The 21,138-nt window shown below is 57.6% G+C and carries 18 protein-coding genes; 6 read left to right on the plus strand and 12 right to left on the minus strand.

Annotated elements, in window-relative coordinates:
• Window positions 1–6 precede the first annotated feature (6 nt).
• A complete protein-coding gene (locus PMI17_RS08995; protein WP_007888441.1) occupies window positions 7–930 on the minus strand; it encodes a TIM barrel protein in 924 nt (307 codons plus the stop codon).
• 147 nt (window positions 931–1,077) lie between these two features.
• Entirely contained in the window at window positions 1,078–2,106 is a 1,029-nt protein-coding gene (locus PMI17_RS09000) for a LacI family DNA-binding transcriptional regulator (protein WP_007888448.1), read from the minus strand.
• Between the two features lie 300 nt (window positions 2,107–2,406).
• Here PMI17_RS09000 and PMI17_RS09005 point away from each other — a divergent pair, with 300 nt between their 5' ends.
• The 4 genes from PMI17_RS09005 to PMI17_RS09020 all read left to right on the plus strand — a co-directional run bounded on the left by PMI17_RS09005 (window position 2,407) and on the right by PMI17_RS09020 (window position 5,751).
• The gene (locus PMI17_RS09005) at window positions 2,407–3,288 is read left to right on the plus strand and encodes a sugar phosphate isomerase/epimerase family protein (RefSeq protein ID WP_007888450.1); all 882 of its coding nucleotides are present in this window, start codon (window positions 2,407–2,409) and stop codon (window positions 3,286–3,288) included.
• Between the two features lie 171 nt (window positions 3,289–3,459).
• Window positions 3,460–4,479 (plus strand): LacI family DNA-binding transcriptional regulator, encoded by a 1,020-nt coding sequence (locus PMI17_RS09010; protein ID WP_036620728.1) that lies wholly within the window; start codon window positions 3,460–3,462, stop codon window positions 4,477–4,479.
• A 100-nt stretch (window positions 4,480–4,579) separates the two neighbouring features.
• Window positions 4,580–5,461, plus strand: coding sequence for a glutathione-dependent disulfide-bond oxidoreductase (yghU, locus tag PMI17_RS09015; RefSeq protein ID WP_007888457.1), 882 nt, complete (start codon window positions 4,580–4,582; stop codon window positions 5,459–5,461).
• The gene (locus PMI17_RS09020) at window positions 5,461–5,751 is read left to right on the plus strand and encodes a DUF1330 domain-containing protein (protein ID WP_007888459.1); all 291 of its coding nucleotides are present in this window, start codon (window positions 5,461–5,463) and stop codon (window positions 5,749–5,751) included. Before yghU ends, PMI17_RS09020 begins: the two co-directional genes overlap by 1 nt.
• Window positions 5,752–5,850: 99 nt before the next feature.
• On the opposite strand, the gene PMI17_RS09025 is transcribed toward PMI17_RS09020, so the two are convergent.
• The 4 genes from PMI17_RS09025 to PMI17_RS09040 form a co-directional block, all read right to left on the minus strand.
• Window positions 5,851–7,302 carry a methyl-accepting chemotaxis protein gene (locus tag PMI17_RS09025; protein ID WP_007888462.1) on the minus strand — a complete coding sequence of 484 codons (1,452 nt, stop codon included), beginning with the start codon at window positions 7,300–7,302 and terminating at the stop codon, window positions 5,851–5,853.
• A 210-nt stretch (window positions 7,303–7,512) separates the two neighbouring features.
• Complete coding sequence (locus PMI17_RS09030) at window positions 7,513–8,427, minus strand: substrate-binding domain-containing protein (RefSeq protein WP_007888463.1); 915 nt, start codon at window positions 8,425–8,427, stop codon at window positions 7,513–7,515.
• 84 nt (window positions 8,428–8,511) lie between these two features.
• Complete coding sequence (locus PMI17_RS09035) at window positions 8,512–9,291, minus strand: TIM barrel protein (protein WP_007888464.1); 780 nt, start codon at window positions 9,289–9,291, stop codon at window positions 8,512–8,514.
• Window positions 9,291–10,310 (minus strand): Gfo/Idh/MocA family oxidoreductase, encoded by a 1,020-nt coding sequence (locus PMI17_RS09040; protein ID WP_007888467.1) that lies wholly within the window; start codon window positions 10,308–10,310, stop codon window positions 9,291–9,293. The genes PMI17_RS09035 and PMI17_RS09040 overlap by 1 nt, the downstream gene beginning before the upstream one ends.
• 197 nt (window positions 10,311–10,507) lie before the next feature.
• Between PMI17_RS09040 and PMI17_RS09045 the strand changes: the two genes are divergently transcribed.
• Window positions 10,508–12,463, plus strand: a complete 1,956-nt coding sequence (locus PMI17_RS09045) for a sigma-54-dependent Fis family transcriptional regulator (protein WP_007888476.1) — start codon at window positions 10,508–10,510, stop codon at window positions 12,461–12,463.
• 119 nt (window positions 12,464–12,582) lie between these two features.
• Here the strand turns inward: PMI17_RS09045 and PMI17_RS09050 are convergent, their stop codons facing one another.
• From PMI17_RS09050 to PMI17_RS09065, 4 genes are all read right to left on the minus strand, one after another.
• Window positions 12,583–13,266 carry an SDR family NAD(P)-dependent oxidoreductase gene (locus PMI17_RS09050; protein WP_007888478.1) on the minus strand — a complete coding sequence of 228 codons (684 nt, stop codon included), beginning with the start codon at window positions 13,264–13,266 and terminating at the stop codon, window positions 12,583–12,585.
• Entirely contained in the window at window positions 13,263–14,450 is a 1,188-nt protein-coding gene (locus PMI17_RS09055) for an exo-alpha-sialidase (RefSeq protein ID WP_007888480.1), read from the minus strand. Before PMI17_RS09055 ends, PMI17_RS09050 begins: the two co-directional genes overlap by 4 nt.
• Before the next feature lies 1 nt (window position 14,451).
• Window positions 14,452–15,873, minus strand: a complete 1,422-nt coding sequence (locus tag PMI17_RS09060; protein ID WP_036620746.1) for a sodium:solute symporter family protein — start codon at window positions 15,871–15,873, stop codon at window positions 14,452–14,454.
• A 256-nt stretch (window positions 15,874–16,129) separates the two neighbouring features.
• On the minus strand, window positions 16,130–17,035 hold the full coding sequence (locus tag PMI17_RS09065) for a LysR family transcriptional regulator (protein ID WP_007888486.1): 906 nt from the start codon (window positions 17,033–17,035) through the stop codon (window positions 16,130–16,132).
• An 85-nt stretch (window positions 17,036–17,120) separates the two neighbouring features.
• Between PMI17_RS09065 and PMI17_RS09070 the strand changes: the two genes are divergently transcribed.
• Window positions 17,121–18,191 (plus strand): tartrate dehydrogenase, encoded by a 1,071-nt coding sequence (locus PMI17_RS09070; RefSeq protein WP_007888488.1) that lies wholly within the window; start codon window positions 17,121–17,123, stop codon window positions 18,189–18,191.
• Between the two features lie 116 nt (window positions 18,192–18,307).
• On the opposite strand, the gene PMI17_RS09075 is transcribed toward PMI17_RS09070, so the two are convergent.
• Window positions 18,308–19,636: a glycoside hydrolase family 28 protein gene (locus PMI17_RS09075; protein WP_007888492.1), complete on the minus strand. Its 1,329-nt coding sequence runs from the start codon at window positions 19,634–19,636 to the stop codon at window positions 18,308–18,310.
• A gap of 183 nt (window positions 19,637–19,819) precedes the next feature.
• Complete coding sequence (locus tag PMI17_RS09080; protein ID WP_007888494.1) at window positions 19,820–21,058, minus strand: MFS transporter; 1,239 nt, start codon at window positions 21,056–21,058, stop codon at window positions 19,820–19,822.
• Between the last annotated feature and the right edge of the window lie 80 nt (window positions 21,059–21,138).

Here is a 21,138-nt window from a genome sequence, read left to right on the forward strand (position 1 = left end):
ATCTCCTTAGAATCCGACGGATTGCAAATAGTGCAGGCTGGCGGTGACGTCACGCAGGCTGGTCTCCGCATCTCGCGGATCGCGCTCCTGTTCAACGGTGATCCAGCCCTGATAATTGCGCTCCGCGAGGAAGGCGCGCACCGCCGGATAATCAATCGCCCCTTTACCAATCGGGCACATGACGCCTTCCGCGCAGGCGGCAAAGAAATCCACACCGCGGGCAATCACGTCGCGCCATACCGCCTCGTTGACGTCTTTGAAGTGCAGGTAATCGATGCGCTGCCAATAGCGGCTGAGGTAGGGAATCGGGTCCATGCCGGAGTAGTACAAATGACCGGTGTCGAGGCACAAACCCGCCACCTCGTGCGGAATGTCCTCCACCAGCTGCTGCAGCTCGTCGGCGAACTCTATGCAACCCCCGGCATGCGGATGGATCACCGCGCGTACGCCATACTCATTCCAGGCAATCTGGCTTAGGGTGGTGATGTGCTGCATCATGCGCTGCCAGTCGGCGTCTGACAGGCGCGGCGCCTTGTCAGATTGACCCGCGTATTTGGCGCGCTCTGGATTGCCGAAGTCGATAATCACCAGGTAGGGTGCAGGTTTGTTATCGGCGTGGGTTTTGGTTGCGGTGGGGACTCGCGACAGATTGCGGCAAATGTTATGCGTCAGTTCAACCATCGCCGGGAAGTTGGCTTCACTCACCAAATCATCAAAAATCGTGCCTGCCACCAGCGACAGATCGTGCGCTTCCAACTGCTGGCGCAGCTCGGCAGCATCCACCGGCAGATAGCTCCACGGGCCGAGCTCAATGCTTTTATAACCGGCCTGCGACGCCTCACTCAGCACCTTCTGCCATGGCGGCAGGAAAGGATTTTTCGGGTCATCCACGCCCCAGCTACAGGGCGCGTTAGCAATATGGATAGTCATGATCGTTCCTTGCGGTAATGGATGGCGCAAGTATCAAATAAATATTTCATCATCAACAACCATGAAACATTCATTTTTTGATAGCGATCATACTATTTCGCATCATTAAAATGATAGAAAATATATCAAATTCAGCAACGGCGCGGTTTACAGGTTTTCACGCGTGACGATATCGAACGGCAGGATGACCTGCGTAAAATGCTCGCCGGGTTCAGCATGATGCTGCAACACCGTTTGCGCCAAACGCATCGCCATCTCATCAATGCGATTGCGGATCATCACCGTAATGGTGCCGTCAATCAGCGCCAGCTCGCCCTCCTTCACCGGACCATGGCAAATCAACGCCACCTTGCGCTGTGGCTGCTGGCGCAGCGCGTGAATCACCCCCTCAATACCGCCGCACGGCGCGAAGATCAGCGCCAAATCAGCATGTTCATCCAGCAGTTGACGCGTCGCACGGTAGCCGCCATCAATCGACTCATTGGTCTTTAACGGCTCCAGCACCCGCCGTGCGCTGTCCTGTTCGCGCAGATACGAACGGAAGCTGATCTCATTACTCTCCTGGCAGATAAAGCGATGGTCGCCCACCAGCACCCCCACTGAACCCGGCTGATGCAGCAGATGCGTGGCGATCCAGGCGGCAGTGCGCCCGGCTTTCTGGTTATCCAGACCGAAATAACCGGCGTGACCGCAGGGTGAGAAGTTGGAAAATAGCGCATACACCCGCACGCCCCTGCGCGACACGCTTGCAATCGCGTGGCGAATGAGCGGGTGATCCAGCGCCACCAAACCGATGGCATCCACCTGCTCAGCGAGCGCATACAGCGAGGCTACCACCGCCTCAACATCATCAATATCGTGCCAGGTGAACAGCGGTTCGCTGCCCAGCGGATGGAAGGGTTGCGTGTGCTGGCGTAGCGCATCGGTGAGGGAGTAATAGAACGAGTAGGATTTTGATAGCAGGATAAAGCCCATGCGCACCGTGACGCTGGCTGCCGGCAAGGTGCTATTCAGCAGCGGCGCATGGCCAATGCGATATCCCAGACGATTCGCCGCTTCCAGCACCTTCTGCTCGGTGGCAGCACGCACCGGCGCACGACGATTGATCACACGATCGACGGTGGCCACGCCCACGCCTGCGGCGGCGGCAATGGCGTTCATGGTGATTTTGCTCATGGGTTATTTTCCACACTTAAATGATAATAAATTATCAAAAATAATGCCTTAACCTGACTTAAATCGCCAATAGCTCTGCGCTCAAATCATCATCAAATTAGATTAAGTGATAGATAATCTCTCACTATTTTGATCGCCATCGCAAAAATGAAATCATTTGTTTCATTTTCATTTCACCCAGAATAAATGTTTGATATTTATTTACCCAATAGCGGCGATTTGAGCTGATGGATGACGTCAGGCAATAGATCGGCGTGGTCTTTAACGCAGAGCGCACCGCTTAACGCTCAGGAGAAAACAATGAAAATCGCTTTTGATGTGGATGTAATCCGCGATCTCGGCATCACGCGCATGGTGCATCAGGTGGCTGAATGGGGCTACAAGTACATCGAGCAGTCGCCGCATCCGCAAATCAACCCGTTCTATAAACACCCGAAAGCCAGCCGTGAAATCATGCGCGAATACAAAAACGCGCTGAACGCTACCGGGCTGGAGATCTCCTCTTTCATTACGGTGTATCGCTGGTCAGGCCCGGATGAGCTGCGTCGTCAGGCGGCGGTGAAAAACTGGAAACGCATGATCGAGATAGCCGTCGAAATGGGCGTGCAGGTGATCAACACCGAGCTGTCGGGCAATCCCAACGAACCGGAAATTTGTGAAGAGATGTTCTATCGCTCGATGGAAGAGCTGCTGCCGATCATCGAACGTGAAGGCATTCGCGTCGAGATTCAGGCCCACCCGTGGGATTTCTGCGAGCAAAGTAACGAAACCGCAGACATTGTGAAGTCATTCCGCAGCGAAAACGTGAAGTATATCTACAGCGCACCGCACACCTTCTATTACGACAAAGGCGTCGGCGATGTGAAGAACATGCTGCATTACGCCGGTGACGATCTGTCACATATGCTGATCGCCGATACCATGAACCACACTAAGCACTGTCGTTACATCGTTAACCCGCCGGGCGTGGATGCCACTATCCACCAGCACGTGGCGGTCGGTGAAGGCGAAGTCAATTTCGATGCGCTGTTTGAAGCGCTGCGCGAGATGAATTTTGCGAACCGCACGTTTAAAGTCGGCGGCGAGTCAATTATCTCGGCGGCGCTGTTCGGCTACCCGGAGAAGATGAAGTATCAAGCGGTTGAAACGCGCGAGCTGATTGAGCGCGAGCTGTTAGGGTAAACACGCGCTGATGCCCTCACCCTAACCCTCTCCCATAGGGAGAGGGAACTGGAAAGTGCGGCGTGATTGCTCTCTCACACAGGGGGAGAGCTCAAAGCGAGCTCGATCGGTCCCTTCTCCCGCTGGCGGGAGAAGGTTAGGATGAGGGCCCGCCCTAATGGAACCTACACCATGAAAGCAGTGACGCTGGCCGAGCTGGCAAAACAAGTGGGCGTCGGTGTCGCCACCGTTGACCGGGTATTAAACGATCGCGGCGGCGTGTCGCCCGCCATGAGCAAAAAAATTCTGCAGGCAGCGCGTGATGCCGGTTTAAAACGCATTCTGCCGGAAGAGCATCGCCATCCGTGGCAGATTGAAGTACTGCTCAGCGGCAACGCCTCCTTCTTCTTTCAGCAATTAGCACAAGACTTCGCCACACTTGCAGACGAACTCGGCTATCGCCGCTTGCGCCTGCACCGCACGCTAATCCCGGAAAATGCGCCAGAGAAGTTGGCGGCACATATCACTGCCAGCAGTAAAAAGCGTGATGCGCTGATCGTTTTCGCCCACGAAAATCCGCTGATTTACGCTGCGCTGGCCGACTGTAAAGCGCGCGGCGTACCGGTCATCACGCTGGTTGCCGATCTCCCGGATGCCGCGCGGCTCTGCCACGTAGGCATTGATCAATATAAAGCCGGACGCACCGCCGGTTTAATGTTGGGCAGCATGCTGTCGCAGCCGGGTGAAGTGGTGCTGATGAGCGGGCGCGCCGATTATGCTGCGCACCGCCTGCGCATTGAAGGTTTCCAGGCGGTGCTGGCCGAACGCTTTCCGCAGCTGCGTCTGCGCGAGATTCTCGCCGGTCAGGACGAGCGCGCGCGTATCAGTCGCCTGCTGGAAAAAACGCTGGCCGCCTCGCCACCGATTATGGGGCTCTATAATACCGGCATCGGCAACACCCAGATTTATGAAGCCCTGGCGCGCCATCGGCTCGACGGTAAAGTGGTGTACGTCACGCACGAGTTGTATAGCACTACGCGCCAACTATTACAGGATCGCGTGCTCACCTTAACGATCGATCAAAATACCCTACGCCATGCTCAGCTGGCCTTGACGCTGCTGTTGCGCCATCTGGAAGAGGGCGACATCCCCGACATCTACCAGCCCGGCAAAGTCGACTTTATGCTCTTTACGCAAGAGAACTTTACATAATCAGACTTTGTATCCCACCGCCAGCGCGGTTAAATCGCCTGTATCACGCGCTGCTACACTCAGTAGCAGCAAAAAACCAAACACAACAAGGCGAACCACTATGTCGGAACATCAGTATCAGCCCGCGAAAGTCTGGACCTGGGACCCGGAAGCCAAAGGTAACGGCGCAAAAACTAACCGTCCAACCGCCGGACCGACGCATGAGAAAACGCTGCCGGTCGGCAAACATCCGCTGCAGCTCTATTCGCTCGGCACGCCAAACGGCCAGAAAATTACCATCCTGCTGGAAGAGTTGCTTGCCGTCGGGGCCAAAGACGCCGAGTACGATGCCTGGCTGATTCGTATCGGCGATGGCGATCAATTCTCCAGCGGTTTTGTTGATGTGAACCCAAACTCAAAAATTCCGGCGCTAAGCGATCACTCGGTTACCCCACCGCAGCGCGTATTTGAATCCGGCAACATCCTGCTGTATCTGGCAGAGAAGTTCGGCCACTTCCTGCCGACCTCACTGGCAGGCCGCACCGAAACCCTGAACTGGCTGTTCTGGCTGCAAGGTTCTGCGCCCTACCTCGGCGGCGGCTTTGGTCACTTCTATCATTACGCGCCAGAGAAGATCGAATACGCCATCAACCGCTTTACGCTGGAAGCTAAACGTCAGTTCGACGTGCTGGATCGTCAGTTGGCCAACCATCGCTTCCTCGCCGGTGATGAATACACCATCGCCGATATCGCCACCTGGCCGTGGTACGGCAACCTGGTGCTGAATAACCAATATGGCGGCAGCGAGTTCCTCGATGTGCAGTCGTACAAAAACGTGGTGCGCTGGGCGAAAGAGATTGCTGAGCGTCCGGCGGTAATCCGTGGCCGTAAGGTGAACCGTGCATTTGGTGCCGAACCGCAGGATCAGCTGCTGGAACGTCATGATGCGTCAGATTTTGATAACAACACTGAAGACAAACGTCAGGCGCGAGGCGAGAAATAATGGCGGCATATGTGGTGTTTATTAAGGACGAAACCTTAGACAAGGACGAACTGGCAACCTACGCCGAAAAAGCGGGCCAGGCGCGCGGCGACCATCCGATCACCCCGCTGGCGTTTTACGGCGAGCTGGAAACGCTGGAAGGTCCGCCCGCTGAAGGCGTAGTGGTGCTGGAGTTCCCGGATGTTGAAGCGGCAAAAGGCTGGTATTTCAGCCCAGCGTATCAGGAAGCTAAAGCGCATCGTCTAAAAGGTGCAAAGTACCGCGTGCTGCTGGTTAAAGGCGTGGAATAAAACGCAAATACCGTAGCGGCGCAATTCATTGCGCATGGTTTTGGCGCGCCAGAATGCGCAATGAATTGCGCCGCTACGATACGCAGAAAATATGGGTATTTACCCCAACCTGAACAACGAAATCGCCTGCTTAAGCGCATTCGCCTGCTGCTGCTGCTGTTGCGCCACCTGCAGCGTTTCGGCCACGTGCTGCACGTTGTGATGTACGCTGTGATCAATACTGTTGATGCTCTGCTGAATCTGTTCAATGCTCAGTTTCTGCTGCTCACTCATCTCCGACAACTCTGTTACCAGCTGCGATAAGCCACTGATGCTGCTGTGAATCTCGCGCATGGTTTGCGCCGCATGTTCCACCTGCACGGTGCCGTGCTCGGTGCTGGTCGAGCTGGCATCCATCAGCTGACGAATCTCACGCGCAGCGCTCTCACTGCGCATCGCCAGGTTACGCACTTCACTGGCGACCACGGCAAAACCGCGTCCCTGATTACCGGCACGCGCGGCCTCCACCGAAGCGTTCAGCGACAAAATGTTGGTCTGAAAAGCAATGCCGTCAATCAGCTCCAGAATGATTTTTACCCTTCTCGACTCCTCACTGATTTTCTCCATCGAGTGAATCGCCGACTGAATATTCTCTTCGCCGCGCGTCGCCACCGTGCGGGTTTCACTCGCCAACTGGCGCGCGCTCAGCGCTTTATCGCGGGTCAGGCTGGCGGCGATGCTGATTTCAGTCATGGCACTTGCCGCCACTTCCAGCGCCTGCGCCTGCTCATCGGTGCGCGTTGAGAGCGCGGCGTTACGTTCAAGAATACTGTCAGACTCCGCCAATAGCAGTCCCACGCCCTCGCTGACCTGATGCAAAGTGCCGTGCATGGTGCCAAGCGTGGTACTAAAGGTGCGGGCGAACGGCGTTGCACTCTGCTGCATATCGGCGTTCAGCGTCAGATAACCCGCCTGCTGATTGATCTGAGCCGCCAACTCTGCCACTTCGCTGGCCGAACGCGCATCGGCAGCCATCTGGCGCGCAATCACCAGCAGTATGGCGGTTTGCGCCACCACAAACAGTGCGTGGAACAGCACCATATCCCAGCCTGGATGGTGGAAAACAATCACGCCGAACAGATCATTCTCCTGCAGATAATTGAACAGCACGTGATGATTGGCCGCCGCCGCCGCGCCCATTAATAACGGCCGCATATCGCGCCACGCCAGCAGCGCCGACATCAGCACAAACACAGAGAAGTGGTATTCGGTTTCGCCGCCACCCAGCTGAATCAACAAACCTGCCCAGCCAATGAGCAGCGCGGATAACACCAGGCGTGAGGTCAGCGTACCGCGCAGGACGGTGCCGAAAAAGGTCGCCAGCAGCGCCAGCACTAAGCCGGCAATCAGCGCCACCCTTGTGCTGTCATTGAGCCAGCCAACGCCAAGTGCAATCGGCCACAGTGCCCAACTGAGGATCACCGCAAGGCTATCGGCCCGCTGGGCAATACGTTTGAGAGAGACCATCTCCACCGGCACGGCGTCCGGGCCTGACAAGGGCGTTGCGATCATGACAGTTTTCCATACCAGAAGGTGATCGTAGAGCCCCAAAATTGTGGGGCAAAGCGCACGGACTCAGTGGAAAAATTATCGGCGTGGAGAGAGGAAAGTTTAGTTGCGGTAATTAATTAGGATGTGGAGATGTGATCGGGCCCTCACCTTACCTCCCTCTATTTGTTCCCTCTCTCGCTTGCGGGAGAGGGTTAGAGTGAGGGGAAAAACCTACTTCGCCGCAAACTGCGCATAATTCTCTGGCGTGATGGTCTGATACGGAATCCAGTTAAACTCCTGCACTTTCTGCTTCTCCAGCAGCGCTTTAGCAACCTGCACCGCGCCCGTGGCCTGGCCTTTGGCGTCCTGGAAAATGGTCAGCGTCATTTTGCCGTTCTTCACAAACTGCTGCCCATCCGGCGTGCCATCAATACCGGCGACCAGAATCTTCTCATTCTTCGCCTGATTCAGCGCCATGATAGCGCCAATCGCCATCTCATCATTATTGGCCGCAATGGCATCAATCGGACGCTGATTCAGCAGCCAGCTGGAAACCACATCCACCGCCTCATTGCGCTGCCATTTGGCGCTCTGCTTCTCAATCACCTTCATATCTTTATATTTGGCGATCACCGCTTCCACGGCGCGAGTGCGCTCGCGTGCTTCCTCATTCGACAGCGCGCCCATCAGAATCGCCACGTTGCCTTTATAGTTCATCTTCTTCGCTAACGCTTCCATCTGCATTTCGCCGCCCAGCGCCGAGTCTGAACCGACATATGCCATGTCGGCTGGCAGCTTCACCTCCGGCTTACGGTTGACGAAAATTAGCGGGATGCCGGCGTTTTTCGCGGCGGTAATCATCGGCAACACGCCTTGGGTATCCACCGGATTAAGGATGATGGCATCTACGCCCTGGTTAATAAAATCATCCACTTGCTGCACTTGCAGCGCGACATCGCCCTTGGCATCTACAAACTGACTATTGAGCTGACTGGCCTTCAGCTCCGCCTGCATCTGGGTGCGCAGAATCGAGACGAAGTTGAGATCGAAGTTTGCCAGCGCCACGCCGACGGTGAAGGTTTTGGCACTCACGCTCAGGCTGAGCAGCAGCGAGCAGAGGCACAACATCACATTTCTTATCTTCATGAGTAAGTCCTGTAGGGTTGAGATATTATTTTAATTTCAGTGAGTTAATGCCGGGCAACAGGCAAATACCCGGCGATGGAACGCTTAAAGGGTGAAATGATCGCGGAACTGCTGCAGCGCGGTGGTGCTGTCACCGCTGGCCCAGCCCTCCAGCGCCACGGTGCCGCGATAACCCACATCGTGCAGCACACGGGCGATGGCGCGATAGTTGATCTCACCGGTTCCCGGCTGCTGACGTCCCGGCACATCCGCCACCTGAATCTCACCAATCGCAGAACCACAACGGCGGATCAGTTCGATCAAATTGCCTTCGCCAATCTGCGCGTGATACAGGTCGAGATTCATCTTGAGCGCCGGGCTGTTGACTGCCTCCACCAGCGCCAGCGTATCGGCGGCCAGCGCGAACGGCGTGCCGGGATGATCAACCAACAAGTTGAGATTCTCCAGCGTGAACACGCGTGCGGCACGCTCGCCTAATTGCGCCACTTTGCGCAGCGTGTCAGCGGCTTTCAGCCACATCGCGCCGGTGACCACCTCAACCGGTTTGACGGGCAAACCTTTGTCATCCAGTCCGGTGCCGTGCAGATTCAACGCCGGACAGTTCAGGCGGGCTGCCACCGCCAGCGATGCTTCAGCACTTTGCAGCAGCTGCTGGATTTCGTCATCGTCAGTCAGGTTGCCGCTGAGATAGCCGGTCATAGAGGTGAAGCGCGCACCGGTTGCCGCTAGCGCATCAATGTCTTTGTTCGCCCAGCCCCAAATCTCAACGCCAAAACCCAGTTCGTGAATGCGTTTTACGCGCTCGACGAACGGCAGATCGAGAAACACCATTTCGGCACATACCGACAGCTGATAACTGGCCATTAGCGACCTCCCAGCTTGATAGGTTGCTGCTGCTGCACCGAGTCGATACAGGCCAGCGCGATCGCCAGCGCATTACGCGCATCTTCGCCGGTGGCGCGCGGCGTTTCACCCCTACGGATGCAGCGGGCAAACTCGGCCATCTCTGCGACATAGGCTTCGCGCAGCAGATCCGAGTCCATGCGCGAAGTTTCAATCGCGATGCCATCCTGGTGATAGCGCACGCAGTGATTGGCGTTGATATGTCCCGCCTGCAGCATACCTTTACTGCCAAACACTTCACCGCGAACGTCGTAGCCGTACACCGCCTGGAAGTTGGCTTCAGCGGTGGCAATCGCGCCATTATCGAAGCGAATGGTGACCACCGAGGTGTCCAGCAAGCCTTTATCTTTGAAATCCGGACGCACCAGCGCATCCGCCAGCGCATACACTTCCACCGGCTTCGCGCCGGGATTGAAGTGCAGCAGCGTGTCGAAGTCGTGGATCAGGGTTTCCAGGAAGATCGTCCACTGCGGGATGCGGGCAGGATCGTGCAGGCCCGGATCGCGCGTCAGCGATCGACTCAGCTGCGTAGTGCCATTTTCGCCGGCCTTCACCGCCGCGATCGCCGCGGCAAAGCCCGAGTCAAAGCGGCGGTTAAAGCCGACCTGCAATACCACGCCGGCACTTTTTGCCGCAGCAATCGCGCGATCGGCCTCATCCAGCGTCACCGCCATCGGCTTCTCGCAGAACACGTGTTTACCGGCTTGGGCTGCGGCGATCACCCATTCAGCGTGGGTACGCGCCGGGGCGGCAATCGCCACCGCCTCAATCTCTGGATCCTGCAGCAGCGCATGCAGATCGCTGTAAGCTTTCGCCACGCCAAGTTTATTGGTCAGCGCGTCTGCGGCGCCGGGTTGCGGATCGGCCACCGCGGCAAGCGTCGCCCCGGGCACGCGCCAGGCAAGGTTTTCTGCGTGGAAGCTGCCCATGCGTCCTGCGCCAATCAGGCCGACGCGTACTGGCTTAAGGTGAAATGTCATGACCTATTCCTTATTGTTTTGGATGTGCTCGTTCGAGTACAGGGATGTGCCATCTGTAGTGCAAAGGTGATGCCAACTGCAGCCACCCGCTTTATGTGAGGCGTAACACAGATATGGCTCACAAACTGGCAACAAAATTTACATGTCAACTTCACATGTCAATAAAATGGACATTCCAACGTAATCAGGAGTGTCGCATGCGTGTTATAGAGCGTTTGCCGTTCAAAGATGAAAGCGATCCTATCTTCAGCTTGCCGGACAGCGCGGAGGTGGGCGAATGGGATACCTTGTTGTGGCAGGGCTGGCACAGCTTTGAACGCGGTGAGCAGCCAGGCTGGATGCGGCACAGTATTTTGCAGTCATGGCAGCGATCGCGTCAGCGTGCGATCGATCCCGCGACCTTTGCTTATATCTCACCGCCTGCCGCCGAGCTGGCGGCGATCCTCGAACACAATGCGGAACTGATCCGCGCGGCGCGCAGCATCATGGAGAACCTGCTGGCGTACAACCCGGATGGCCACATCAATCTGACCGATGCGCAGGGTGTGACGCTGCATTTCTGCGGCGCGGATCTCACGCCGGTCGGCAGCATCCTGCGCGAAGAGGTGCTCGGCACCAACTGCACCGCGCGCTGCCTGATCGAGCAGCGGCTGGTGTATGTGCTGAGCGGCGAGAACTGGAAACTTGACCTGCGTAAACGCCATCGCCAATGTGCCGCCGCGCCGGTGCGCGATGCCAGCGGCCAGCTGCTGGGCGTTTTAACGTTGACCGCCACGCCCGATAACTTTAATGCCCACACGCTCGGCACGGTGCAGGCGGCGGCGGAAGCGGTTGGCCAGCAGCTGACGCTGCGCCGTTTACTGGCCGAGCAGCAGTCGATCCTCGAAACCCTGAATGAAGGGGTGATCGTCTGCGATCGTCACGGTCGTATTAAAACCCTCAATCGCTATGCGCGACAGATCTTCAGCAGCCTCGATCCGCAAGCAGGTACCATTGATGAGCTGCTGCAACCGCAAGGGGGATCGCTGTTAATCATGCCGTTCTGCAATGACCGCGAGCTGCAATTTATGCCGGACGGCATCCAACCGATCTCCTGCCTGATCTCGCTGATGCCCGCGCCGGACGGCGGCCGCGTGTTGTCGCTGCGTGAGAATCAACGTATTCGCGCTATTACGCGTCGCGTGATGGGCGTGAGCGCCAGCTATACCTTCGAGATGATTCGCGGCCATGCGCCGCGCGTGCAGCAGGCGATTCACAAAGCGCGCGCCAGCAGCCGCACCGACAGCACCGTGTTGCTGACCGGCGAGAGTGGTACCGGCAAAGAGCTGTTTGCTCAGGCGATTCATAACGCCAGTCCGCGACAGCAGGAAGCCTTTATCGCGCTGAACTGCGGTGCGTTGCCGCGCGATTTAGTCCAGAGCGAGCTGTTCGGCTATGTCGATGGCGCATTTACCGGATCGCGTCGCGGTGGTTCGGCGGGCAAATTTGAGCTGGCGGATGGCGGCACCCTGTTTCTGGATGAGATTGGCGAGATGCCGCTGGAAGCGCAAACCAGCCTGCTGCGTGTGTTGCAGGAGAGTGAAGTGGTGCGCATCGGGGCGGCACATCCGCTCAAGGTTAACGTACGCATCATCGCCGCCACCCACTGCAATCTGCTGGATGCAGTGGAAAAAGGCGCATTCCGCCGCGATCTCTACTATCGCCTGAATGTGATTTCGCTGGAGATCCCGCCGCTGCGCGAGCGTCAGGAGGATATTCCTGGCCTGGTGAACACCTTTATTCAGGCGCTCTGTACCCGGCTAAAGCGCATTGCGCCACAGCTCTCCGCCGATGCGATGGCCTGTTTACAGGCGTGGCACTGGCCAGGCAACGTGCGCGAGCTGGAGAATCTGGTGGAGCGCACGGTGAACTTGTGTGAAGGGTTGCAGATTGATCGTCACGATCTGCCGGAGGAGATGGTGCAGCGCGCAGTTCCGCAGCTGAGTGAATTGACCTCGCTGCAGGCGAATGAGCGCCAGCATGTGTTGCAAGTGGTACGTGAGCAGAAAGGCAACCTGCGCCAGTCGGCCCAGCTGCTGGGGATTTCACGCACTGCACTGTATAACAAGCTGAATCAGTGGCAGGTGGATGTGGCGGGGTTGCGGCGGGGGTAGGTGCGCTGTTTCCCCTCACCCTAACCCTCTCCCACAAGTGGGAGAGGGAATGATTAGGTGGGGAGCGCTCGGATGGCGCCCTCTCCCGCTTGCGGGAGAGGGCTGGGGTGAGGGGACAACTACAACGATCCCCCACCACAGATCACCAGCTCCTGCCCGGTAATCGCAGCGGCTGCCGGCGACAGCACAAATCCTGCCAGCGCCGCCACTTCCTCCGGCTTGATATAGCGCCCGATCGGCGGCAGCTGCGGCGGTGAGCTGGCGCGGCCGGGCTGCAGCAGCATCGGCGTTTCCGTGGCGCCTGGCGCAATCACATTCACGGTAATGCCCCTGGCTGCCAATTCCGCCGCCCAGCTGCGCGCCATACCCACTATCGCCGCTTTGGTGCTGACATATTGGCTGCGATGCGCCGCGCCGCGTGAGGTGCGGCTGCCAATCAGCAAAATGCGATCGCCCTGCTCCATCTGCGGCTGTAGGGCATTGGCCATAATCTGCGCCACCTGCACGTGCAAGTACCACAGACGCGTGCCCTGCTCCTCATCCAAATCCCCCAGCGGTGCCGCCGCCATCATGCCCGCCGCGTGTACCAGCGCATCCACCTTCGGTAGCGCTGCCAGCGCCTGTTTCAGCGAGCGGGCATCGAACAGGTCGATGCTTACCGAGGTAAAAGCCGGATGATCTTTCCTCACCTGCGTGCGGCTAAAACCGGTCACCTGCCAGCCTTGCTGCAGCAGCTGTTCGGCAATCGCCGCACCAATGCCGGAGCTCACGCCGGTCACCAGCGCGTGCCGTGGCCTGCTCATCCGGTCACCCAGGTTTCATCGACGCGCACGTATTTAATCGCCTGGCGGAAATAGGTGTAGGCGACATGCAGCGCGCCATCCTCGCTCTGTTTAATGCTCGGATAGGAGAACTCGCGGTTGAGTTTTTGCTGCGAATTGTTGGTCATGCAGTAGCCATCGCCCTCATCAAGATTGCGCTGCCACGGCCAGCTTTTGCCGCCGTCGGCCGAGATCGCCAGCGTCATTGGCGCGCGCGGAGCGCCCCAAAAGGCGCTGCGTCCGCTGTGCACCTGCGGTTCAGCCGCCACCGCAGCATCGCCGTCATCCTCTTCGTCTTCAATTTCGTCATACAGCGACACGCGGCGCTCGCGGGCATCTTTGGCGCTCATGGCGTTGAACACCAGCGCCAGATGGCCGTTGTGCAGCGTGGTGACCTGAATCGACGAATTGTTATTCGGCAGCTCAGTCGCCCGCGGCGCACTCCAGCTTTCACCGCCGTCGGTCGAGCGGCTTTGGTAGATGAAATCTGCCCAGCGGCTGCGATACAGCGCCAGCAAACTGCCATCCTGCAGCAGCGTGATGTTCATATGCACGCAGCCGAGGCTGTCCGGCACAACCACATCACGCCAGCTTTTTCCGCGATCGCTGGAGATTTTTACTGCGCTGATATCGTCGTTACCGACCCATTTCACCCCCGGCTGCGTGCGGCAGTAAAACACCGGTAGCAGCCAGTTATCGTTTGGCAGCACCACCATCGGCTGGCGAATAAAGGTGCCGGGCTGGTCGAGCAGCGTGTCGATGGCACCCCAGCTGTGACCCAAATCGTGCGACTGGCGATAACGCACAATCGCGGTGTCCTGATTACCCGATTTCTGCGCCGTCCACAGCAGCCACAAGACCTGGTCAGGATCGAGGAACAGCAGCGGATTTTGCTCGGATCGTGTTGGATCGTCGGAGAGTTTTTGCGCCTCGCTCCACTGCGTGCTGCCGCTTTCCAGGCGCGAGCACCACACGGAAATATCGGCGATCCCTTCCTGGGTACCGCCAAACCACACGCACAACACGTCGCCGTTCGGCAGCGGCAGCAGATTCGCCGCATGGTTCTGCGGACAGACCGAAGGCAGCATCGCCGTGAGCTGCTGCGCATCCTGCGCGTGCGGGTGAAGGTTACCGTTGCGTTCCACGCTAAGGGTTAAGTCGCTCATGTCAGGCTCCACTGTTTTGCATTGAGGATTTGGGGGCTTTTTTGGTCTGCGTCTGACGCGTCGGGATCAGGCGATCAATCACCATGATCACCGCTGGCGTAAACAGCGCGACATACATGTTATTGATACCAAAAGGATCGCCCAGCAGATACCACACTGAGGTCACCACGCAGGCGCCAATCAGCCCGGCGTTGGCACCGCGCGTGCTTTTGTAGAACGGCAGGTAGAAGGCGATGATCGCCACCACCGAAATTGACAGACGAATGGCGCGGGTGAAGAACGACAGCTTCAATACTTCTGGCACGAACAGCACGAAGATCAGCGGCAGGAAGCCAATCAGCAGCGACAGCCAACGCGTCATCTGGAACTCGCGTTCTGGCGTCGGATTGCGATACGGCACGTAGAAATCCTTTACCACCAGCGAGGCAATCGCCAGCGCCACGGTGCTGACGCTGACAAAGATCGACGCCACCAACGAGGTGGTAACGATGCCGGCCAGCCACGGACTCATGTCCTGCAGGAATACCGGCAGCGCGTACAAACTTTTGATATCGGGATGCAGGTATTTCGCCGCCACGCCAATCAGCGCGATGGCGATGGCAATCGGCATGCAGAAGAAGAACGCGACCCAGGTCGCACGCTTGGCAGAGGCCGCGCTTTTGGTCGAAGCAATCGCCTGAATCACGAACTGAGTGCAGAAGATCGAGCCGATGGTGCCAATCATCCAGGCAAAGATGGTGCTGCCGCCGACATTGCCGTCCCACGTCCAGTAGAAATGCGGCATCTCTTTGATCATCGGGCTGACGCCGCCGGTCATGTGTAGCGCCACGCCGAGGATGATCAAAATACCAATATATTTCAGCCCGCTATGCAGCAGCGTGACCCAGGCAATGCCTTTCATGCCGCCAAACATAAAGTAGAAAGTGCTGACGATCGCCGTGATCACCGCTGCGGTAGTAAGATCGAGATTGAGCACCGTCGAGATCGCCGCTGCGCCGCTGACGTAGTTTCCGACGTTCACCAGCAGCAGCGCGTAGATCATGATTAACGAGATAATGTTTTTGGTTGAGTTGCCGTAGCGTTCCGCGATCGCTGCAGAGATGGTGATTTTGCCGGTGTTATAGATGCGCTTCACCAGCAAGAAGCCAAACAGTGGGAAGCCGATGGCAGCCCCAATCACCGACCAGGATGCGGCGAAGCCATCTTCAAAAGCCGCCTGGGCAGTGCCGATGGTGGATTTGGCGCCGATGTATTCCGACATCAGCATCACGCCCACCACAAAAGCGGGCATCACATTGGAGCCAGCCATAAAGTCGCCGCTGTTTTTACTGCGCAGCCGCCAGGTCAGCCAGGTGGTGAACAGGATGTACGTAATGACAATCCCGATGATAATCACCATCCCTTCTGTAGAGAATTGTTTCATTTCAGCCTCATCGATAACGTAGGGTCGTGGCACGCGCTGGGCTTCACGCGCACCGTTGATGAGGTGGTCAATATTGTTATTGACGTGTCTGAGCACTGATGACCACACCACTTATGCCTTGATGATTTATTTCACTCAAATAAGAATGAACTCACGCATAAGCAGGGCAATTTATAGGATAAAAGCGGCTTAATTTGTTTGAAGTTGCTCACAAACAGTCAATGATGATTACAAATAATCAAATTTAACTTAACAGTTATAAGGCGGACTGTAAAAAATCCACAAAGGCCGTAATGCGGATGGGAAGCTGACGCTGCGGCTGCCAGACGGCATAAATGTCACCGTCTGGCGCCGTCCACTGCGGCAACACCGGCAGCAGATCGCCGCACTCAATGCTGTGCTGCGCATCCCACCACGAACGCAGCAGAATGCCGTGACCATCCAGCGCCATTTGCATCGCCACTTCACCATCGTTGGTAATTAAGCGACCGCGCACCTTCTGCGTCAGCTGCTGTGTGCCATCACTTAAGCGCCACAGCGCAAAGTCACTGTCGAACTGACGCAGCAAAATACAATTATGTTGTGCCAGCGCGGCGATGCTCTCAGGCATGCCATGGCGCGCAGCGTAATCCGGCGAGCAGCACAGCACGCGCGGATTGGTTCGTAGCTTACGCGCCATCAGCCGCGCATCTGGCGGTTCACCGACGCGAATATCAATATCCACGCGCGCATCAAGAAAATTCAGGGGCTGGCTGCTGAGCTGCAGGCTGATGGCCAGCTCGGGATGCAGCGCGGCAAAGCGCGACACGCAAGGTGCAACGTGACGACGCCCAAAGCCAAAGGATGCATTGAGGTTAAGCGAACCCCGCAGCACCGAGGTTTGGCTGCTAACCGACTCTTCCAGCTCCGCCAGCTGGTCGAGCAGCGGACGTGCGCCATCGAGATAACGCCTGCCCTCCGCCGTCAGCTCCAGCCGCCGCGTGGTGCGCTTGAGTAACTGCACGCCCAACCGCAGCTCAAGCTGGCTCAGGCGCTTACTCACCGCCGGTAACGATAAACCAAGCTCGCGCGCGGCGGCGGTTAAGCTCTCCAGCGCAGCCACGCGCACAAAGAAGGCCAGATCGTCGGTGGAGGTGCGCGATTCTCTACTTTTATTCAACATTGGCTTATCGCTCAGGCTAATTATTTCCTTCAGATGCATGGTTATACTGCGTACAGAACATCAACAGCAACCTGCGAGAAACCCTATGAGCGGCAAAACCTATAAGATCGCCGTCATCCCTGGCGATGGCATTGGCAAAGAAGTGATGCCGGAAGGCATCCGCGTGCTGGATGCAGCGGCGAAGAAATTTGATATCGCGCTTGAGTGGCAATGGTTTGATTTCGCCAGCGCCGAATATTGGCAGCAGCACGGCAAAATGCTGCCGGATGATTGGTTCGCCACGCTGAGTCAGTTTGATGCCATCTACTTCGGCGCGGTTGGCTGGCCAGACGTGGTGCCGGATCACGTATCGCTGTGGGGCTCGCTGCTGCAGTTCCGTCGTGAATTTGATCAGTACGTCAACCTGCGCCCCGTGCGCTTAATGCCGGGAGTGAAAGCCCCGCTGGCGAATCGTCAGCCGGGCGATATCGATTTCTATGTGGTGCGTGAAAATACCGAGGGCGAATATTCGGCGGTAGGCGGCACCATGTTCCCCGGTACCGAGCGCGAAGTGGTGATTCAGGAAACGGTGATGACGCGCGTTGGCGTCGATCGCATTCTGAAATTCGCCTACGATCTGGCGCAAAAGCGCCCGAAAAAACACCTGACGTCCGCCACCAAATCCAACGGTATCGCCATTACTATGCCGTACTGGGACAGCCGCGTGGAAGCGATGGCGCCGAGCTATCCCGAGGTAAAAGTCGATAAATATCATATTGATATTCTGACTGCCAACTTCGTCCTGCATCCGGATTGGTTCGATGTGGTGGTCGCCAGTAACCTGTTTGGCGACATCCTGTCAGATCTCGGCCCGGCCTGTACCGGCACCATCGGCATCGCGCCGTCCGCCAACATTAATCCGGAAGGCAAATTCCCGAGTCTGTTTGAGCCGGTGCACGGCTCCGCGCCGGATATTGCCGGCAAAGGCGTTGCCAATCCGATTGGGCAAATTTGGTGTGGCGCGATGATGCTGGAGCACCTTGGTTACGCCGAAGCAGGCGCAGCAGTGCTGGATGCCATCGAGCGTACGCTGGCGGCAGGTAACAGCCTGACGCGCGACCTCGGCGGCAGCGCGAGCACCGAAGAGTTGGGCGCGGCTATCGCCTCGGCATTGTAGCGTCGCCATTTATAACGACCGATATTTCCAGGTGCGCATGAATGCGCACCCTACAAATAACTCTACCATTCGGCGTAGGGTCGCCATTCATGGCGACCTGGATTTTCTCGCGCAGCTTACAAAATCTGCACCGTTTCCGCATGCCAGCCGTGCGGCAGCGGTTGCGGGCGGGTAATCAGCACGTTGTGCAGCTGGAGATTCTCCACACCGCGGGCAAACACGCCCGGCAGGCCGTCCGGATAGGCCGCCACGCCATACGCTAAGCCGGATGCGCTATCCAGCTTGTACGCATTGTCCAATCCCATGCCGGTCGGCGAAGCGGGATTGCACGGCGGACGCACATCGTAATGCCCCTGCTCCACGCCTTGCGTCACCACTTGTCGCAGCTGCAGATTCGCCAGCATCACATCACGAATCTGCCCTGGCCGTTCGGCATGCAGATTGATTGCGCCTTCCATCACGCCGCTGACGTTGCTGAACTGCAGCTGTTCGATGCTGCCTGGCGCAATCGCCGGATCGCGCGCGCGTACGGAAACAAACAGCGCATCAGCTTTGCCCCAATGGCACGGCGGCGCGTGGCGGCAGGCCAGCGTGATATTGCTGAACAGCAAACGGCGGAAGTGGCCGCCATCGCGCGATAGCACGCCGATGGCGCGGTTGGAATCGAAAATAGTACAGCCGGACACCGTGACATCTTCCACGTCGTCGAAAGTTTCGGTGCCGATTTTGAACGCGCAGCTGTAAGAACGCAGCAGGCAGTTGCTGATCATAATTTGTCGTGCGGCACGCCGCAGATGCGCTGGTTTTTGCGAAGTTTTGATGCAAATGGCGTCATCCGCAGCGCTGAGATAGCTATTGCTGACGAACACCGCTTCGCAGCTGTCGATATCCAGCGCATCGGTATTCGGCATGCTCATGCTGTTATCGATGGTGAGATGATCGATATGCACATGGCGACAACTCACCAGATGCACTGTCCACATCGGCGCCTGAAGAATACTGAAATCTTCCAGCGTCACCTGCTCGCAATCTTCAAACACCAGCATGCGCGGGCGCTGCGCACGCGGCAGGCGATAGCCTTGCTGATCCTTTTCTGTGGCAAACCAGGCTTCGCCATTGCCATCGATCGTCCCTTTGCCACTGACGGTGATATTGCGTTGACCGACGGCGTACAGCAGCACATGCTGCGACAGCTCAGCCTGGCTCTGCGCCAGCTGCTGCTGATAATCCTCAACGCGCGCGCTGGCGAGCAGCGTGGCGCCCGCCTCGAGATGCAGATGGATGTTGGAGCCTAGCGACAACGTACCGAGGTGATAGCGCCCCGGCGGCACCGACAGCGTGCCACCGCCGCGCGCCGCAAGATGATCTAATGCGCGCTGGAAGCAGGAAGTATCAAGAGTTTCGCCATCGGCGACGGGATAGAAATCAGCCAGTGAGAGGTGCATGTGGTTCTCCTGAATAGCGGCGATGCGCTATTGCAGCACGCGCCGCGCGACTAAACCTTTTGCTGATGGACAAAGTGTGGCGTTAGGTTTGGTGCGTCCATCTTGACGGTCGCCATGAATGACGACCCTACGGCGCAGGGTGCGCATTTATGCGCACCGTTTTACAGACTGCACGAAACCACCTCAAACCACCGTTTCGTTTTCCAGCTTCTGCCGTTTACGCAGGTGCGGGAAAATCGTCATCCATACGCCCACCACTACCAGCGTGCCGATACCGCCAATCGCCGCGGCTGGCACTGCACCCATAAAGGCCGCCAGCAGACCGGACTCAAATTCGCCGAGCTGATTCGAGGTATTAATGAAGATGGCGTTGACCGCGTTAACGCGGCCGCGCATATCATCTGGCGTATCCAGCTGCACCAGCGCGCCACGGATCACCATGCTCACCATATCGAAGCCGCCCAGCGCCGCCAGCGCCACCACCGATAGCCATAACTGGGTGGAGAGCGCGAACACCAGCGTGGCCACGCCAAATCCGGCCACCGAACCGAACATAATCATGCCGACATTCTTCTCCAGCTTATGACGGCTGAGCCACACGCCGACTATCAGCGCACCGACCGACGGTGCACCGCGCAGGATACCCAAGCCCCACGGTCCGGTGTGCAGAATGTCCTGTGCGAAGATCGGCAGCAGCGCGGTGGCGCCGCCCAGCAGTACCGCAAACAGATCGAGTGAAATCACCCCGAGCACATCTTTGCGATCGCGGATAAAGCGCACGCCGGCAAACAGATTCGGCAGGTTCATCGGCAGACGCGCCTGCGGTGGTCGCTCGTAGCGCAGTCGGCTCACCAGCACGATGGAGAACAGATAGAACAGCGCCGAGACGCCATATACCACGTCCGGCCCCGCCACATACAGAAAGCCGCCCAGCGTCGGGCCGATAATCACCGCTGCCTGTCCGCCCACCGAGCTGGCCGCCATGGCGCGCGCCAGAATCGGCGGCGGCACCAGCGCCGGCAGCATTGAGGTAATCGCTGGCCACTCCAGCGCCTTGGCTACCGAGATCAGGAACACCAGCCCCCAAATTTCAAACTTGCCCGCCCAGTTGATGAGCGTTAGCGCCACCAACCCCAGCAGTGCCAGCCACTCAATAAGCTGTCCAAGCAGCACGATGCGACGGCGATCGTGTTGATCCGCCAGGTGCCCGGCAGGCAACGCCAACAGCACTGAAGGAAGAAATTGCATCAGGCCGATCATACCCAGCGCCATCGCGCTGTGGGTTAGCGCATAGATCTGCCAGCTAACCGCGACCGAGTACATTTGAAAGCCAAACGATGAACAGGTGCGTGCCAGCCAAAAGGCGACAAACGACCTGTGCCGCAGCAACGAATCCTCTACTGCGGATACCGGTGAACCCATAGTTGTTATCCCATCCTAAATGATTATGTCAGTTAGCGTCGTTGCACCAACCTGGTGAAAAGCCATTTAATGGCTTCCGC

The organism is Pantoea sp. GM01 (genome assembly GCF_000282675.1).
GTDB lineage: Bacteria > Pseudomonadota > Gammaproteobacteria > Enterobacterales > Enterobacteriaceae > Pantoea > Pantoea nemavictus.

Bases quoted from the DNA above. Each gene is read 5' to 3' on its own strand.
- PMI17_RS09020 (WP_007888459.1), top strand. From the start codon at position 5,461: ATGGCGGCATATGTGGTGTTTATTAAGGACGAAACCTTAGACAAGGAC.
- PMI17_RS08995 (WP_007888441.1), bottom strand. From the start codon at position 930: ATGACTATCCATATTGCTAACGCGCCCTGTAGCTGGGGCGTGGATGAC.
- PMI17_RS09005 (WP_007888450.1), top strand. From the start codon at position 2,407: ATGAAAATCGCTTTTGATGTGGATGTAATCCGCGATCTCGGCATCACG.
- PMI17_RS09010 (WP_036620728.1), top strand. From the start codon at position 3,460: ATGAAAGCAGTGACGCTGGCCGAGCTGGCAAAACAAGTGGGCGTCGGT.
- PMI17_RS09035 (WP_007888464.1), bottom strand. From the start codon at position 9,291: ATGGCCAGTTATCAGCTGTCGGTATGTGCCGAAATGGTGTTTCTCGAT.
- PMI17_RS09045 (WP_007888476.1), top strand. From the start codon at position 10,508: ATGCGTGTTATAGAGCGTTTGCCGTTCAAAGATGAAAGCGATCCTATC.
- PMI17_RS09055 (WP_007888480.1), bottom strand. From the start codon at position 14,450: ATGAGCGACTTAACCCTTAGCGTGGAACGCAACGGTAACCTTCACCCG.
- PMI17_RS09070 (WP_007888488.1), top strand. From the start codon at position 17,121: ATGAGCGGCAAAACCTATAAGATCGCCGTCATCCCTGGCGATGGCATT.
- PMI17_RS09050 (WP_007888478.1), bottom strand. From the start codon at position 13,266: ATGAGCAGGCCACGGCACGCGCTGGTGACCGGCGTGAGCTCCGGCATT.
- PMI17_RS09080 (WP_007888494.1), bottom strand. From the start codon at position 21,058: ATGGGTTCACCGGTATCCGCAGTAGAGGATTCGTTGCTGCGGCACAGG.
- PMI17_RS09060 (WP_036620746.1), bottom strand. From the start codon at position 15,873: ATGAAACAATTCTCTACAGAAGGGATGGTGATTATCATCGGGATTGTC.
- PMI17_RS09065 (WP_007888486.1), bottom strand. From the start codon at position 17,035: ATGTTGAATAAAAGTAGAGAATCGCGCACCTCCACCGACGATCTGGCC.
- PMI17_RS09075 (WP_007888492.1), bottom strand. From the start codon at position 19,636: ATGCACCTCTCACTGGCTGATTTCTATCCCGTCGCCGATGGCGAAACT.
- yghU (WP_007888457.1), top strand. From the start codon at position 4,580: ATGTCGGAACATCAGTATCAGCCCGCGAAAGTCTGGACCTGGGACCCG.
- PMI17_RS09030 (WP_007888463.1), bottom strand. From the start codon at position 8,427: ATGAAGATAAGAAATGTGATGTTGTGCCTCTGCTCGCTGCTGCTCAGC.
- PMI17_RS09040 (WP_007888467.1), bottom strand. From the start codon at position 10,310: ATGACATTTCACCTTAAGCCAGTACGCGTCGGCCTGATTGGCGCAGGA.
- PMI17_RS09025 (WP_007888462.1), bottom strand. From the start codon at position 7,302: ATGATCGCAACGCCCTTGTCAGGCCCGGACGCCGTGCCGGTGGAGATG.
- PMI17_RS09000 (WP_007888448.1), bottom strand. From the start codon at position 2,106: ATGAGCAAAATCACCATGAACGCCATTGCCGCCGCCGCAGGCGTGGGC.